The sequence below is a fragment of the Variovorax sp. GW460-12-1-14-LB1 genome, assembly GCF_059423605.1.
Map to the genome: position 1 here is coordinate 126,290 of NZ_JBWKYF010000001.1, position 15,434 is coordinate 141,723.

Annotated in this window: 15 protein-coding genes and 1 other RNA gene; 3 read left to right on the plus strand and 13 right to left on the minus strand. The window is 66.9% G+C overall.

The window, feature by feature from the left end; translation table 11 throughout:
* Positions 1-49: 49 nt before the first annotated feature.
* The 8 genes from budC to AC07Y4_RS00665 form a co-directional block, all read right to left on the minus strand.
* The gene (gene budC / locus AC07Y4_RS00630) at positions 50-838 is read right to left on the minus strand and encodes a meso-2,3-butanediol dehydrogenase (protein WP_495274088.1); all 789 of its coding nucleotides are present in this window, start codon (positions 836-838) and stop codon (positions 50-52) included.
* A gap of 11 nt (positions 839-849) precedes the next feature.
* A complete protein-coding gene (locus tag AC07Y4_RS00635) occupies positions 850-1,635 on the minus strand; it encodes an SDR family NAD(P)-dependent oxidoreductase (RefSeq protein WP_124461944.1) in 786 nt (261 codons plus the stop codon).
* A gap of 28 nt (positions 1,636-1,663) precedes the next feature.
* Positions 1,664-2,737: an SDR family oxidoreductase gene (locus AC07Y4_RS00640; RefSeq protein ID WP_495274089.1), complete on the minus strand. Its 1,074-nt coding sequence runs from the start codon at positions 2,735-2,737 to the stop codon at positions 1,664-1,666.
* A gap of 49 nt (positions 2,738-2,786) precedes the next feature.
* Positions 2,787-3,755: an ABC transporter permease gene (locus AC07Y4_RS00645; RefSeq protein ID WP_495274090.1), complete on the minus strand. Its 969-nt coding sequence runs from the start codon at positions 3,753-3,755 to the stop codon at positions 2,787-2,789.
* Complete coding sequence (locus AC07Y4_RS00650; protein ID WP_495274091.1) at positions 3,752-4,726, minus strand: ABC transporter permease; 975 nt, start codon at positions 4,724-4,726, stop codon at positions 3,752-3,754. Before AC07Y4_RS00650 ends, AC07Y4_RS00645 begins: the two co-directional genes overlap by 4 nt.
* Positions 4,723-6,297, minus strand: coding sequence for a sugar ABC transporter ATP-binding protein (locus AC07Y4_RS00655; protein WP_495274092.1), 1,575 nt, complete (start codon positions 6,295-6,297; stop codon positions 4,723-4,725). The genes AC07Y4_RS00650 and AC07Y4_RS00655 overlap by 4 nt, the downstream gene beginning before the upstream one ends.
* Positions 6,298-6,331: 34 nt before the next feature.
* The gene (locus AC07Y4_RS00660) at positions 6,332-7,462 is read right to left on the minus strand and encodes a sugar ABC transporter substrate-binding protein (protein ID WP_495274093.1); all 1,131 of its coding nucleotides are present in this window, start codon (positions 7,460-7,462) and stop codon (positions 6,332-6,334) included.
* Between the two features lie 69 nt (positions 7,463-7,531).
* Positions 7,532-7,960, minus strand: coding sequence for a VOC family protein (locus tag AC07Y4_RS00665; RefSeq protein WP_495274094.1), 429 nt, complete (start codon positions 7,958-7,960; stop codon positions 7,532-7,534).
* Between the two features lie 314 nt (positions 7,961-8,274).
* On the opposite strand from AC07Y4_RS00665, the gene AC07Y4_RS00670 reads away from it, so the two are divergent.
* On the plus strand, positions 8,275-8,946 hold the full coding sequence (locus AC07Y4_RS00670; protein ID WP_260397171.1) for a TetR/AcrR family transcriptional regulator: 672 nt from the start codon (positions 8,275-8,277) through the stop codon (positions 8,944-8,946).
* A 20-nt stretch (positions 8,947-8,966) separates the two neighbouring features.
* On the opposite strand, the gene AC07Y4_RS00675 is transcribed toward AC07Y4_RS00670, so the two are convergent.
* Positions 8,967-9,878 carry a LysR family transcriptional regulator gene (locus AC07Y4_RS00675; protein ID WP_495274095.1) on the minus strand — a complete coding sequence of 304 codons (912 nt, stop codon included), beginning with the start codon at positions 9,876-9,878 and terminating at the stop codon, positions 8,967-8,969.
* A 96-nt stretch (positions 9,879-9,974) separates the two neighbouring features.
* Between AC07Y4_RS00675 and AC07Y4_RS00680 the strand changes: the two genes are divergently transcribed.
* Both AC07Y4_RS00680 and AC07Y4_RS00685 read left to right on the plus strand, forming a co-directional pair.
* Positions 9,975-11,072, plus strand: a complete 1,098-nt coding sequence (locus AC07Y4_RS00680) for an alkene reductase (protein ID WP_495274096.1) — start codon at positions 9,975-9,977, stop codon at positions 11,070-11,072.
* Positions 11,069-11,998: a TIGR03571 family LLM class oxidoreductase gene (locus AC07Y4_RS00685; protein WP_495274097.1), complete on the plus strand. Its 930-nt coding sequence runs from the start codon at positions 11,069-11,071 to the stop codon at positions 11,996-11,998. Before AC07Y4_RS00680 ends, AC07Y4_RS00685 begins: the two co-directional genes overlap by 4 nt.
* A 114-nt stretch (positions 11,999-12,112) precedes the next feature.
* On the opposite strand, the gene AC07Y4_RS00690 is transcribed toward AC07Y4_RS00685, so the two are convergent.
* From AC07Y4_RS00690 to ubiG, 4 genes are all read right to left on the minus strand, one after another.
* Positions 12,113-13,357, minus strand: a complete 1,245-nt coding sequence (locus AC07Y4_RS00690) for a tyrosine-type recombinase/integrase (RefSeq protein WP_495274098.1) — start codon at positions 13,355-13,357, stop codon at positions 12,113-12,115.
* Positions 13,358-13,614: 257 nt separating this feature from the next.
* Positions 13,615-14,001, minus strand: a transfer-messenger RNA (tmRNA) gene (gene ssrA, locus AC07Y4_RS00695).
* 12 nt (positions 14,002-14,013) lie between these two features.
* Positions 14,014-14,688 (minus strand): HAD family hydrolase, encoded by a 675-nt coding sequence (locus AC07Y4_RS00700; RefSeq protein WP_172438237.1) that lies wholly within the window; start codon positions 14,686-14,688, stop codon positions 14,014-14,016.
* A complete protein-coding gene (gene ubiG, locus AC07Y4_RS00705) occupies positions 14,688-15,416 on the minus strand; it encodes a bifunctional 2-polyprenyl-6-hydroxyphenol methylase/3-demethylubiquinol 3-O-methyltransferase UbiG (protein WP_095946884.1) in 729 nt (242 codons plus the stop codon). Before ubiG ends, AC07Y4_RS00700 begins: the two co-directional genes overlap by 1 nt.
* Positions 15,417-15,434 lie beyond the last annotated feature (18 nt).

Sequence of the window (15,434 nt, forward strand, 5' to 3'; positions counted from 1 at the left end):
TTGTCGTGGGTGAAAGTCGTGAGGAGGAAAAAAAGAGGACGGCCCGGCTTCAGCCGTCGAAACGCGGCGCGCCGTTGTGGGCCGTGAGTCCGCCGTCGACCGGCAGGTTCACGCCGTTGACGAACGAGGCATCGTCCGAAGCGAGGAACGCGACGGCGGCGGCAATCTCGGCCGGCTCCGCGATGCGCCCCATCGGGTAGGCCCTGGCAAAGGCTTCCTCGACCTTCGCGGGGTCGAGCTTCGCAATGGCAGCGTCGAACGTCGGCGTTCTTACCGAGCCGGGGCACACCGCATTCACGCGCATGCCGAACTTGGCAAGGTCGAGCGCCATGCTGCGCGTGAGGTGCGTGACGGCCCCCTTGCTGGTGGCATAGGCGGCCTGCCCGAAGTCGCCGCCCAGCCCGGAGATGGACGACAGGTTGACGATGGCCGTGGGCCGGCCCGCCGCCTTGAGCAACGGCAACGCGGCCAGGGACAGGCTCATCGTGCCTTCGACATTGACCGCCATCAACCGGCGCCAGTCCGCCATGTCGGTGTCTTCGAAGCTGCCGCCGTGGTGGATGCCTGCGTTGTTGACGAGCGCATCGAGGTGGCCGTGGCGCGCACGCACGCGCTCGATGGCGCTGGCAATGTCGTCGCTGTTCGTCACGTCGAGGCCTATGGCAAAGCCCCCACGCCCCTCGGCTTCCAGCGAGGCCGCGACGGCCGTGGCCGCCGACAGGTCGCGGTCCGCCACGATCACCGATGCACCCTCTTGCGCCAGGCGCAGCGCAACCGCGGCACCGATGCCCGAGCCCGCGCCGGTGACCAGCACCACCCGCTGTTCGAAACGTTGCATGTGCGCGCCCCTCACACGAACTTGGTCACGCCGCCGTTCACCGCCAGCTCCACGCCGGTGATGAAGTCGGCCTGGTCGGAAGCGAGGAACAGCACCGCCGCCGCCACGTCTTCAGGACGACCGAGCCGGCCCGAAGGAATGTTCGCGGTCTTCAGGAAGATGTCGACGGCTTCCTCGCGGCCGGAACCGTACTTGGCCGCCAGCGAATCGAGAAAGCCGCCCGGCCGGTCCCACAGCGCGGTGCGCACGTGCGCCGGCGACACCACGTTCGAGCGCACGCCCTGGCCGGTGAACTCGGTCGCAAGAATTTTCGAGAGCATCAGGATCGCGGCCTTCGACACGCTGTAGTCGGGCAGCAGCGGATGCGGAATGCGCCCGGTCTCGGACGCGCAGTGCACCAGCGCACCGCGCTTGCGCTCGAGCATGTGCGGCAGCACCGCACGGCTCATGCGCACGTAGCCCATCAGGTTCAGGTTGAAGGTGGCTTGCCAGTCTTCGTCGCTGATCTTCAGGAAGCCGTCGCGCGCGGTGGCCACGCCCGCGTTGTTGAAGAGGATGTCGATCTGCCCGAAGCGCTGCAGAGCTTCGCGGGTGAGCCGTTCGGCCGCATCGGCGTCGCGCATGTCGGCCTTCACCGGGTGCAGGCGGTCGCTGGCCAGTGCCTCCAGCGCCGAGGTGTCGAGGTCGGCCGCGACCACGCGCGCGCCAGCCTCCAGGAATTGCCGCGTGGTCTCGAAGCCGATGCCGGCCCCGGCGCCCGTGACGATTGCGACGCGATCCTTCAAGCCTTTGTCCATGGTGTTGTTCTCCGTTCGTTGTCTGTGTTCAGGGAATGATTCGTTCGTGGCGCAGCTGGTCGAACAGGTCGAGGAACGACCGCTCGGTGTCCTGGAAGCCCACGAAGCCGAGGCGCCGGCTCTTGTTCATGTCGTTGACGCACTCCATGGGGCGGCCCAGGTCGAGGTCGGTGTGCCAGGCCGAGGCCAGTTCGTCGATGCCGTGCGGCTGCAGCCGATGCGCCTGCACCAGGCCATTCCACAGCGGCGCCATGTCGGCCATCTGCTGCTGCAGCGGCACCTGCTCGCCCGGGTACGGCGCGGCCTCAAGCCCGAAATGGCCGCCGATCACGCCCCACAGCCGCTTCCAGCGGAACACGTCGCCGTTGGCCACGTTGAAGGCCTCGTTGCGCGCGGCGGGCGTGGTGGCGGCCCACGCCAGATGCTTCGCCAGCAGGCGCGCATCGGTGACGTCGGTGAGGCCCGCGTGCTGCGTCGGCGAGCCGGGAAAAAGAAAGGGCCTGCCGTGCGCCTTGCAGACCGAGGCGTACACCGCGAGCGTGACGCCGATGTTCATGGCGTTGCCCACGGCATAGCCCACGATGGTGTGCGGCCGGTGCACGCTCCACGACCAGCCGTGGCGCCCCGCGAACTCGAACACCACGTCTTCCTGCACGTAGTAGAAGTTGTCGATGGGCAGGCGCGGCTGGTCTTCGCGGAACGGGGTCTCGGGCTGGTTACGCGCGTACATGTCGAACGGACCGAGGTAGTTCTTGGTGCCGGTGACCAGCGCCACGTGCCGCACCGACGCCTGCCCGGGGCCGCTCACGGCGTCGAGCACGTGGCGCACCATGGCGCCGTTGACGCGGCAGTTGTCGGCCTCGTTGGACATGCGTGTCCAGGTGCAGAAGAAGACGTGCGTGGGCCGGGTGTCGGCCAGCGCATGGCGCGTGGCCTCGGCGTCGAGCACGTCGACCGCGACATGCTTCACGCGCGACAGGCCGAGCGGCGGCTTGCGCGAGATGCCATGCACCTCCCAGCCGCCTTCGGCCAGCAACTGGCGTGCGAGGTTGTTGCCGACGATGCCGGTGACGCCGACGATGAGTGCGCGTTTGTCGAACATGACGTTTCCTTTGGATGTGAATGCAGCGCTGGAACTCGGGTCTCGGGCCTCAGGCGCCCTGCCTGCGGCTGTAGAGACCGACCATCACGACGATGACGAGCCCGTAGCAGATCTGCTTCACGGCCTCGGGCACGTGCATGAGCGACAGCATGCTGCTCATGAGCGTGATCAGCAACACGCCGGCCACGGTGCCGCCGTAGCGCCCGCGTCCGCCCAGGATGCTGGTGCCGCCGACCACCACCGCCGCGACGCCCGGCAACAGGAAGGGGTCGCCCATGCGCTGGTACGACTGCCCCGCATAGCCCGCCAGCAGCAGCCCCGCGATGGCGCTGCACACGCCGGAGGCAACGAAGGCGCCGAGGATCACGCGGCGCGTGTCGATGCCCGACATGTGGGCAGCCACCTCACGCGTGCCCACCGCATAGATGTAGCGCCCCATCAGCGTTCGGCGCAGCACCCACACCACGAGCACCGACACCGCCACCCACACCAGAACCGCGTTGGGCAGCACGCCGAAACTGCGCCCGGCGCCCAGCGCGGCCATGACGGGCGAGGGCTCGCTCGATATGACGGTGTTGCCCGCATAGAACGCCACCGCGCCCAGCAGGATGGTGTTGACCGCCAGCGTCCAGATCAGCGAGGGAATGCGCAGGTAGGCCACGCCCAGGCCGTTCAGCAGCCCGATGAGCGCGCCGGCGGCAATGCCGGCCAGCGGCCCGAGTTCGGCCCACGCGCCGCCCTGGGCGCGCGCCACGGCCGTGCCCACGGTGGCCGCGACGGTCAGCGTCCAGGGCACCGACAGGTCGATGTGCCCCAGCAGGATGACCAGCGTCGCGCCGGCCGCGATCACGCCGAGGAAGGCGCCGCTCTGCAACTGCAGCAGCAGGTAGGTGGGCGAGAAGAACTGGCTGTTGAGCGCCCCGCCCAGCAGCAGCAGGGCCGCGAGCGCCAGCAGCACGGCGCCGGTCGGGGTCTTCAGTTGGGTGCGCAGGTGGGAGCGAAGTGCGAGCGTGCTCATCGGAAGATCTCCAGTCGGTTGCGGATGCGCAGCAGGCGCGCGGCGCCCAGCGCGACGGCGCAGATCAGCACCAGCCCCTCGAACAGCGGCTGCGCGAGCGGCGGCACGCCGGTGAAGAACATCAGGCTGCCGATGGTGCGCAGCATGAAGGCGCCGGCGATAGTGCCCAGCACGCTGGCCACGCCGCCGCTGAGCGCGGCACCGCCGAGCACCACGGCGGCCACCGAGTTGAGCGTGTACGGCAGGCCGATGGCGGCGTCGCCACTGGCCGTCTGGAAGCCCAGGAAGAGCCCGCCCATTCCGGCGAACAGGCCCGCCGTGGCATACGCCACGATCTTGGCCCGGTCGACCGACAGGCCCGACATGTAGGCTGCCTGCTCCGCCGAGCCGAGCGCGAACAGCGTGCGCCCGGTGAGCGAGCGCCGCAGCGGCTCCCACACCAGCAGCACCACCAGCGCCAGCACGACGAGCGAGGTGGGCAAGAGGTCGCCCAGCGTGCCGGTCATGGCGTCGCTCAGGCCCGCATCGACCTCGCCGCCGGGCGTGGGCCGCACCAGCAGCGCAACGCCGGTGTAGATGGTGCCGGTGGCCAGCGTCGCGACGATGGGCTGGATGCGCGCATAGACGATGACCATGCCGTTCACCACACCGCACAGCGTGCCCACCAGCAGCACCGCGGCCACGCCCAGCGCGACCTGCACCGGATCGCCCTGCACCAGCACCGAGGCCACGCAGTTGCTGAGCGCCATGATCGCGCCGATGGAAATGTCGATGCCGCTGGTGAGCACCACCAGCGTCTGCCCGATGGCCACCAAGGCCAGTGCCACGCCCTGGTTGGACCAGGCTGTGAGCACCGCCGCCGATGCGCCGCGCGGGTGAATCGACAGAAAGGCGACCAGCAGCACCGCCAGCAGGCCCAGCGCCAGCAGCGTGCGCGCGTGGTGGCGCAGATGGAGCGAGGCGGATTTCATGCGGCGCACTCCCAGGCCGTGGCGTGCACCCGGCTGTCGTTGGCGGGCGCGTCGTCCTTGCGCCCGAGGTTCATCGCGTTCATGAGGATCTGTTCTTCGGTGAGCGTTGCGCCCGCGAGCGACGCACGGACCTGGCCGTCGTACATCACGAGCACGCGGTCGCACAGGCCGATGAGTTCGTCGCAGTCGGTGGAATAGAAAAGAATGGCCAGGCCATTGGCGGCCAAGTCGCGGAACAGGCGGTAGATTTCCTGCTTGGTGCCGACGTCGACGCCGCGCGTCGGGTCCATCAGCAACAGCAGCCGGGGCTGCGTGGCGAGCCACTTGGCCAGCACCACCTTCTGCTGGTTGCCGCCCGACAGCGTGGACACGGCCACGCGGGTGTCGGGCGCCTTGATCTGCAGCGTCTTCACCAGCCCGGAAACCAGCGCCTGCTCGGCGGCATGGTCGACCACGCCCCAGCGGCTGATGCGCCCGAGCGCGGAAACGCCGAGGTTGTCGTGCACCGACTGGCCCAGCATCAGGCCTTCGGTCTTGCGGTCTTCCGGAATCAGCGCCATGCGGTAAGCCTCGCGCCTGCCGCCGCGCGGGCCGTCGGGCGGCGCGGTCTGCTCGCCGATGCGGATGTCGCCGCGCACGTCGCGCAGCAGGCCCGCCAGCGCCAGCATGAGTTCGCGCTGGCCCTGTCCGTCGAGCCCGCCGAGGCCGACGATCTCGCCAGGCCGCACGGAAAGCTCGACGCCCTTGAGCTGCGCGCCCGAGCGCAGTCCGCTCACCTGCAGGTAGGGCCGCACCGACGCGGGCAGCGGCTCGGGCTTGGGCGGATACACCTGGGCGATCGGCCGACCGATCATGAGCCGCACGATTTCTTCATGCGGCTTGGTGCCCGCGGGAAAGGTGCTGACGTGCTCGCCGTTGCGAAACACCGAGCAGGTGTCGGCCAGCGCATCGACCTCGTGCATGCGGTGCGAGATGAAGAGCACGCAAGTGCCCTCTTCGCGCAACGTGCGCAGGAGGCGCATGACCTTCTCCACGTCTTCCGCGGTGAGCGCCGAGGTGGCTTCGTCGAGGATCAGCACGCGCGGGCGGCGCACCACGGCCTTGGCTATTTCCACGATCTGCCGCTGCGACAGCGGCAGGTCGATGCAGCGCTCGCGCAGGTCGATCTGCCGGTCGCAGCCGATGCGCGCCAGGGCCTCGCGCGCCATCTGGTTCTGGCGCTGCGGATCGATCAGCCCGAGCCGGTTGCGCGGCGGGTTGGCCAGGCAGATGTTGGCGGCCACGCTCAGGTGCGGCACCAGCGACAGTTCCTGGAAGATGCAGACGATGCCTTCGTCCAGCGCCTGCGCGGGGCCCGTCATGCGCAGTTCGCGGCCATCGAGCCGCACCACGCCGGCGTCGGGCCGCACCACGCCGGCCAGCGTCTTCATGAGCGTGCTCTTGCCCGCCCCGTTCTCGCCGAGGATGGCGTGGATCGACCCGCGCGCGGCGCTGAAGGACACGTCGCTGAGCGCCGCGATGCCTCCGTAGCGCTTGCTCACGCCGACCAGTTGCAGATAGTCGTTGTTCACTCTGGATCTCCAGGCTTTGCGGGCGTGCGCCGGCTCAGTTGTTGTCCGGGTTGAACTTGTTGATCTCGTCGGGCGTGAAGCTGATGCCGCAGGCGCCGTAGCTGGACACCGTTTCGTAGCTGTCGGGCAGGTCGGGGAAGTAGTTGACGCCGGGCTTCATGTCCTTCGTGAGCACGTTCGGCGTGGGCAGGTTCACCAGCGACGGCAGCGTCTGCCCCTGCAGCAGCGCGATGGCCGCGCGCATGGCCACCGGGCCCTGCCCCGGCGAGGTGGACACCGAGATGCCGGGAATCTTCTGGTCGATCAGCGCCTTGACGAAGCCGTTTTCCGCGTCGCCGCCCACCGGCACCGGCGCATGGTTGGCCGCCTTCATGGCGCTGGTGACGCCACGGCAGCCGTGCTGGCAGACCACCGCATCGAACTTGCCGTTGACCGCGATGGCATCGGCCACCACCTTCTGCACGGTGCCGGTGTCCCAGTTGCCGGTGACCTCGACCACCGAGATGTCTTTGTACTTGTCGAGCACCTTGCGCACGCCCGCATGGCGGTCGCGGTCGGTGGAGTTGCCGGGCAGGCCGCGCACTTCGAGCAGCTTGCCCTTCTTCACGGGCATCAGGTCGACCACGGCCTGGGTCTTGATGTCGCCCTCGAACTCGACCCACTCGGGCGTGATGCGCAGCACGTCGGGGCTGTCGACCGGGTTGTCGAAAGACACGAGCACGGTGCCCGCCTTCTTTGCGCGGCGGATCACCGCGTCGAAGGCCTTGGGGTTGACCGCGATGAAGGCGATGGCGTCGTAGCCGGCCTGGATGAAGTTGTCGATGGCGGCGATCTGGCTGGCCACGTCGGCACCGGTGCTGACCACCTTCAGTTCCTTGATGTCCTTGGCCACGTCGGGCCGCGCGGCCCAGGCGCGGGTCTGCTGGATCATCTGCATGCGCCATGGAATGCCGGTGTGGCCGTTGACCAGCGCCACGCGGTACGGGCCCTTGCGCGCGGGGTAGCTCACCGTGGTGCTGACGCCGGCGGCCGGCTTGTAGCAGGCGGGCAGGAAGGTCTCGGCGGCGTTCGACACCGAGACGGCGGAGGCCACGGCGGCGAAAGCCATCAGGGGCAGGACGTGGCGAAGGTTGCGGCGAAGGGTGTGGCGGAAGGTGGGGTTCATGGTTTGTCTCCGGTTTTGTTGAAAGGCAGAAGCGGGAATGCAGCAGTGCGCAGTGCGGGCGCCGGGGTTCTAGGCGACCTCGTGCGCGGGGAAATTCATTTCGATCGTGACCCCCGAGGGGTCTTCGAAGAACACCTGGTGCAGGCGCAGGCCGGGCACGGTGCGCTCGCGAAAGGCAATGCCTTCGCGCGACAGGCCCCGGCGGAACTCGGCCACGCCGGTGGCGATGAATGCGAGGTGATCGAGCGAGCCGGTGCCGCTGGCCGTGGCCCTGTCGCCGAGGTAGTCGCGCAGGCCCGAGGGGTTGCGCTCGTCCACGCCGATGAGATGGACCACGCCGAAGTCGGCTTCGTCGTCGCCGTTGTAGAGCCACGCACCCGGGAAATCGAAGGCCGGGCGAAAGCCTTCGCGCAGGCCGAGGACCCGCGTATAGAACTGCACGGACGCGGCGAGCTGCGATGTCCGCACCGAGTAGTGACCGAGCCGCGAGATGGGCATTTCCGAATCCTTTTAAATGATCGATTGATAAATAGTAGATCGCAAGAATCCAGCTTCGTCCTCTCGTTTTCCCTAGGTTGCGTTGAGCGAAACAGAAATCGGCGCAATGTTTCCGCTGCTTTCAATGGGCTGCCACAAGCCTTTTATTGCCCCGTTCCCATAGGAAGAGTCGCGAAACAGTGCCGCCGCCTGGCGATCCCCTAACATGCACGGCAACGGGAGCTGTATCGCTGGCCCGGCGAGCCCCTTCCCTCCGCTCTTTTAATGTTCAGTCGATAATTAAAATATCAAATGAAAGCAGGAAGCCCATGCGCATGACGAGCACCGCACCCGCTGCCGACGAGGCGGCCGCACCGGTCGCGCGGCGGCGTCTCGCGCCGGAAGACCGGGAACACCAGATCGTGCAGAACGCGATTGCCTTCTATGCAAGCCACGGCTTCGAGGCCAGCACGCGCGACCTCGCCAAGGAGCTGGGCATCACGCAGCCGCTGCTGTACCGCTACTTCCCGACCAAGGAGGCGCTGGTCGATCGCGTGTACGAAGAAATCTTCGTGCGGCGCTGGAACCCCGAGTGGGAAGAGTGGCTGGCCGACCGCGCCGTGCCGCTGGCCGACCGCCTGAAGCGCTACCTGCGGGACTACGCGCGCTTCATCCTGCGCAGCGAGTGGGTGCGCATCTTCATGTTCGCCGGGCTGACGCGCGGCGGCATCAACCAGAAGTACCTGAGCCGGCTGCGCGAGCGGCACTTCAAGGTCATTGCCGCGGAGATGCGGCACAGCTTCGACATTCCCGACCCGAAGACGCCGCAGGAGGAAGAAGACGAGCTGGAGCTGGTGTGGGCCATGCACTCGAGCGTGTTCTACATCGGCGTGCGCAAGTGGGTGTACGAGCAGCCGATTCCCAAGGACCTGGACCGTGCCATCGGCTTTCGTGTCGACGCGTTCCTGGCCGGCACGCCGCTGGTGCTGAAGAACGCGCGCAGCTGAAACAAAAGGCGCCGGCGGCGCTATTCGTCGAGCACCACGCGCTCGTACAGGAAGTCGAGCACGGCGCGCACGCGGGCCGGCAGTTCCTTGCCGGGGCCGATGAAGACGGCGTGCACCGGGTCGGTGTCGCCGGGGTTGAAGGGCTCCAGCAGCGGCACGAGCCGCCCTTCGGCGATGTCGCGGCCCACGTGGAAGCGCGCGAGCCGCGCCAGGCCCACGCCTTCGAGCGCCAGCTCGCGCATGGTCTCGCCGTCGCTCACATGCATGTTGCCGCGCGGCATCACCGACAGGCGTGCACCGTCGGCATCGACGAAGGGCCAGACCTGCGTGTGGCGGATGAAGCCGAAGCCCAGGCAGTTGTGCCGGGCCAGGTCGGCCGGATGCGCGGGCGCTTCGCGGCGCTGAAGGTACGCCGGCGAGGCGACCACCGCGAAGCGGCTCTGGCCCAGCTCGCGGCTGACCAGGCCCGAGTCCTTCAGCGGGCCGGTGCGGATGGCGATGTCGGTCTTTTCCTCTCGCACGTTCACGACCTGATCGGTCAGCACGAGGTCGATGAAGATCTCCGGACAGCGCGCAAGAAATTCCGCCATCAGCGGCAACAGGCAGCGCCGGCCGAAAGGCACGTTGGTGTTGATGCGCACGCGCCCGCGCGGCGTGGCGGCCTGCGACACCTCGCGCTCGGCCTCGGCCATGGCGTCGAGGATGCCGCGTGCGCGCGCATGAAAGCTCGCCCCCTCGGGCGTGAGGTGCAGCCCGCGCGTGGAGCGCACCAGCAGGCGCGCGCCCAGCCGCGCTTCGAGCCGTGCGACCAGCTTGCTCACCGCCGACGGCGTGAGCGACAGGCGCCGGGCCGCGGCGGAAAAGCTCTGCGAGTCGACCACCTGCACGAAGACTTCCATCTCGCCGGAACGGTTGATCTCTTGGCGGGCCATGCGAAGTTATTTCACAACTGTTATTCCGTTTGTGAGTCTAGTTCACAGGCCCGCGTCTTCCTAGAGTCGAAGCATCGACCATTCACGGAGACACGCATGCTGTTCACCCCCCACCAATTCGGCCGCCTGCAACTGGCCAACCGGGTCGTCATGGCCCCCATGACCCGCTCGCGCGCGGACCAGCCGGGCGACGTGCCCAACGAACTGATGGCCACCTACTACGCCCAGCGCGCGGGCGCCGGCCTGATCGTGAGCGAGGGCACGCCGATCTCCGAAGTGGGCCGCGGCTATTCGCTGACGCCCGGCATCTACTCGCCCGCGCAAGTGGCGGGCTGGAAGAAGGTGACCGACGCGGTGCACCGCCGCAACGGCCGCATCTTCGTGCAGCTGTGGCACGTGGGCCGACGCTCGCACGCGTCGATCTCGGGGCACACGCCGGTGTCGGCCTCGGCGGTGAAGCACCCGGACAAGGTCTACGGCCCGCTGCCCGAAGGCGGCTTCGGAATGATCGAGACCGGCGTGCCGCGCGCCATGACGCTCGCTGACATCGAGGACACCATCGGCGACTTCGTCACCGCGGCGCGCAACGCCATTGCGGCCGGCTTCGACGGCGTGGAACTGCATGCGGCGCACGGCTACCTGATCGACCAGTTCATGCGGCTGCACAGCAACCAGCGCGACGACGCGTATGGCGGCACGCAGGACAAGCGCATCCGCCTGCTGCGCGAGGTGACGCAGGCCGTGGCCGCCGAGGTGGGCGCGGACCGCGTGGGCATTCGCGTGTCGCCTTTCGTGACCGAGGGCTACGCCGACGAAGACCCGGAGATTCCCGCCGTCACGCTGAAGGCACTGCAGGCGCTGGCGCCGATGGACCTGGCCTACATTCATTTCTCGGAGAACATCTCGCGCTACACGCCAATGCCGCTGGCCTACCGCAAGGAGGCGCGCGCGCTGTACCGCAACCCGATCATGGTGGCCGGCAAGTACACCAAGGAAAGCGCGCAGGAAATTCTGCGGCAGGGCCTGGCCGACCTGGTCGCGTTCGGCCAGCCCTTCATTACCAACCCCGACTTCGTGACGCGCATTGCGCAGGGCCACGCGCTCACACCGGTCAACTACGACGCGCACGCGACCTTCTATGGCGGCGACGGCAAGGGCTACACCGACTACCCGACCTACGCGGAGGCCGCGTGACCACCGCGCTGGGGCGCCTGCTGGCCGGCGGCTTCAGCATCGGGCTCGAACTGCCGCTGGACAACGACTGGTGCGCTTCGGGCGAGATCGCACGGCAAGGCGCGGGCCGGCTGCGTGGGGAGCCCGACATCGCGCAGCACGCGATGCTCGCCCAACTGGCCGACCGGCTGGGCTTTCGCGCGCTCTGGGTGCGCGACGTGCCGCTGTACGACCCGAAGTTCGGCGATGCGGCGCAGGTGTTCGAGGTGTTCACCTACCTCGGTTTTCTGGCCGGCATGACGCGCGACATCCTGCTCGGCACAGCCGCCGTCGTGCTGCCGCTGCGCGAGCCAGTGCTCACGATGAAGGCCGCGGCCACCGCGGACCAGTTGAGCAACGGTCGCCTGCTGCTGGGCGTGGCCAGTGGCGACCGCCCTGTGGAGTACCCGGTTTTCGACCGGGCGTTCGACACACGCGGCGATGCATTTCGCAGCCAGGTCGAGATGCTGCGTCGCTGGACATCCGACAGTTGGGACGAAGGGCTGCAGGTACTTCCCCGCCCGGCCCGGCCACTGTCCCTTTTGGTCGCGGGCCTGGGACAACAGTCACTGGAATGGGCCGGTGCACACATGGACGGCTTGCTGGCCTATCCGCGTACGCCGCAAGAGCATCTGCCGCGCACGCAGGCATGGCATGCGGCCGCGGGTCCCGGCAAGCCCTATGCGAGCTTCATTCACATCGACCTGTTGGCTCAGGTCGATGCGCCCATCACGCGGCATCACTTCGGTGTGATGACGGGACGCCAAGGCTTGATCGCCGAACTCGAGGCCATGCGCGAAGCCGGCATTCAGCATATCGGGCTGCACCTGCGGCGCTGCCAAAGACCTGTGGCCGAGGCGCTCGAGGAAATCGGCAGCTGCGTGCTGCCGGAGTTTCACAGGGCTTGAGGCAGTGCGAGTCAGCGGAGGGGCCGAGTCAGCGGTCACGACAAAGGGCCTCCTGCACACCCGGCCGCAGGCCCCTGCATTGCAGGGCTCTTGAGAACTCGCTCATGCCAGTATTCAGGCAGCACGCGATTTGAAGGGCACCACGACAGCTCCGTCGCGCAAGCCGTCCAGGTAGTCTGCCCAGTGTTGAATTTGCTGGAACCGCTTCGCCAAGTATTGCGTGCGGTTGTAGCTACGACCATTGGAATCCTTTACGGCGTGCGCGAGGTTCGCTTCAATCGCCAGAGGATCCAGGTCGAGCTGATCAACCATCATGGTTCGGGCGCTGGCTCTGAAGCCGTGCCAACTCTGCTCCTTACCGACGCCCAGGGCATAGAGAGCCGTGCGTACCGAGTTGTCGGACATGGGTCGGTCATGGTCGCGCTGGCCCGGAAAAACGTAGCGGCCGCGCCCGGTCAATGGCTGGAGTTGACGCAACAGATCAACAGCCTGTATGGGCATGGGCACGATGTGGGGCTCGCCTTGCTCTTTCTCCTTCACCCCGCGCTTCATCTTGGCGCTGGGGATAGTCCATATTGCCATGTCCATGTCCAGTTCAGCCCATTCCATCGTGCGCAGGTTAATGGGGCGCTGATACAGAATCGGTGCCAACAATAGGGCCGTGCGCACCACCGGCCCGCCCTTGTAGGCGTGCATGCCGCGTAGTAGTTCACCGAATCGCTGCGGCTCCACAATGGCCGGAAAGTGCGTGCCGCGGTACGGCGTGAGACGCTTTTGGAGTCCTTCGGTGATATTGCGCTGCCGTTTGTCAGCCGTGGGCAACCAGTACGCGTATACCTGCCGCGCCAACATCAGCGCGCGGTCGGCCGTCTCGTTGGCACCCCGCTCCTCGATCTTCTGCAATACGGCCAGCAGTTCCATGGACTCGATCTCATCCATGCGCCGGTCCCCCAGCCAGGGAAAAAGGTCTCGCTCAAGCTGTCGCTTCATCCGCTCGGCGTGGCCCGGACTCCAATTGCCAACCTGCTTGTAGTGCCATTCCAGAGCGACGGCCTTGAACGTGTCCCCTCCTTCACACCACCCCTTGAGCTTCTCGAGTTTGCGAGCCTGGATGGGATCCACGCCAGCAGCTCTCTGCATCTTGGCCGCATCTCGGGCTTGACGGGCAGCCGTCAGTGTGACAGTCGGATAACTGCCGAGCGCCAGCTGCTTTTCCTTCCCATCGACCCGGTACTTCAGAAACCAGCGCTTTGAGCCCTGCGGGCTAACTTGGAGATACAGCCCGCCCGCATCGGCAAAGCGCGCCTGTTTACGATCAGGCGGACACGTGGCGTTGCGGCATCGGACATCGGTCAACATGGGGCACAGAACTCCGAAACAAGCGGGGGTACGACCTGGGGACCAGAGGGCCAAACGTGCTCCCAGCGGGGATTGAGGCGGTTTAGGGGGTATAGAGAGGAAATTTTACGGTTTTTTCCTCACCATACCCCCACCCGCACCCCCACTTCCCTCTGGATGCAGTCGGACTGCATCACACTCATTTGGACAGTAAGTTGTTGATTTTCAAAGAAAAAAGGCGTCCATCGGATGCCGATGGACGCCTTTGGACAGTGTGATGGTGGAGCTGGGGGGATTTGAACCCCCGTCCGCAAGCCTTCATCGCGCAGTTCTACATGTGTAGTGATCTGATTTAAGTCTCGCTTCCGGAGCCGCGCAGTCACACGCTAAACCGGACGCCAGCACCCTATTTTCTCGCCCCGACCCAAGGTACCCGGATCGGAGCCAGCCCATGTAATTATCTTTGCAGCCGGGAGGATTCAGATTGCTCTGTCACCCCCTTGCCCAGCCCATCGGCCTGCTGTTGCAAAGCTCACTGGCAATTAAGCAGCGAGTGCGAAACGTTCGTCGTTTGCAGTTAGTTTGTTTGAATCTGTTTTACGAGCGCATTCAGCTCGACATGCCCCGCTGCGACTCCGAACCCACGTCGAAACCAGTGCAGCCCCAAGTGACCCATTTTAGGCACTATTGAGTAACTTCAAGAGCTCAAGGGGTGAAGAGATTGAAGCATCGGCCTCCCAGAGCGCCGCATCGGCCTGCGAACCCATGTAGCCGTAGGTCGCGGCCACGGTTCCCATGCCCGCGGCGCGGCCCGCGATGATGTCGCGCTCGTCGTCTCCCACGTAGATGCAGGCCTCGGGCGCCACGCCGAGACGGCGCGCCGCCTCGTGCAGCGGCTCGGGGTGCGGCTTGGCGAATGGTGTGGTGTCGCCGCTCACGATCGCGCCCGCGCTCGCGAAGAGCGGCATCGCAGCCGTCAGCGGTTCGGTGAAGCGGGCCGACTTGTTGGTGACCACGCCCCAGCGCAGGCCGCGCTCGCGGATCGCCTCGATCAGCGGCGCCACGCCGTCGAACACCAGGGTGTTGAGCAGCATGCGGCGCTCGTAGCCGACGTAGAACTCCTCGCGCAGAGCGTCGAACTCCGGCGCCTCGGGCGTGATGCCGAAGGCGATGCCGAGCATGCCGCGCGCGCCGGCGCCGGCCATCGGGCGGTAGCGCTCCAGCGGGTAAGGCGCTAGGCCGCGGTCGGTGCGCATCTTGTCGGCCGCCGCGCCCAGGTCGGGCGCGCTGTCGATCAGCGTGCCGTCGAGGTCGAACAGGATGGCCTGTGTGGTCGTGCTCCCGATCTTCATCATCCCTGCGCCTCCGGCAGCGCCGGCTTCTGGGTCGCGAAGAGGTAGTTGACGCTGGTGTCGGCGCTGAGCCAATAGCGGCGGGTCAGCGGGTTGTATTCCATGCCCCGGGTGTGGCGCAGGTCCAGGCGGGCAGCGCGGCAGTAGCCGGCCAGTTCGCTGGGACGGATCAGCTTGGGGTACTCGTGCGTGCCGCGCGGCAGCATGCCCAGGACGTACTCGGCGCCCACGATCGCCAGCATGAAGGATTTCAGGTTGCGGTTGATGGTCGAGAAGAACACCCAGCCGCCCGGCTTCACCAGCGTGGCGCAGGCCTGGATCACCGATGCCGGATCGGGCACGTGCTCCAGCATTTCCATGCAGGTGACCACATCGAAGCTGCCGGGCTGCTCGGCTGCCAGCGCCTCGGCACTGACTTCGCGGTACTTGACGCCGCGCGTCCCGGCTTCGAGGGCGTGCAGTTGAGCGACCTTGAGCGCCTTGGTCGCGAGGTCGACGCCCAGCACGTCGGCGCCCTTGCGCGCCATCGAATCGGCCAGGATGCCGCCGCCGCAGCCGATATCGACCACGCGCTGGCCCGAAATAGGCGCAATACCGTCAATCCATTCCAGCCGCAATGGATTGATTTCGTGCAGCGGGCGGAATTCGCTCTCCAAATCCCACCACCGGTGTGCGAGTTCCGAAAACTTGGCCAGTTCGGCCGGGTCTGCATTCACGTTTTCTGTCATGGGGCAATTATGAAGCGA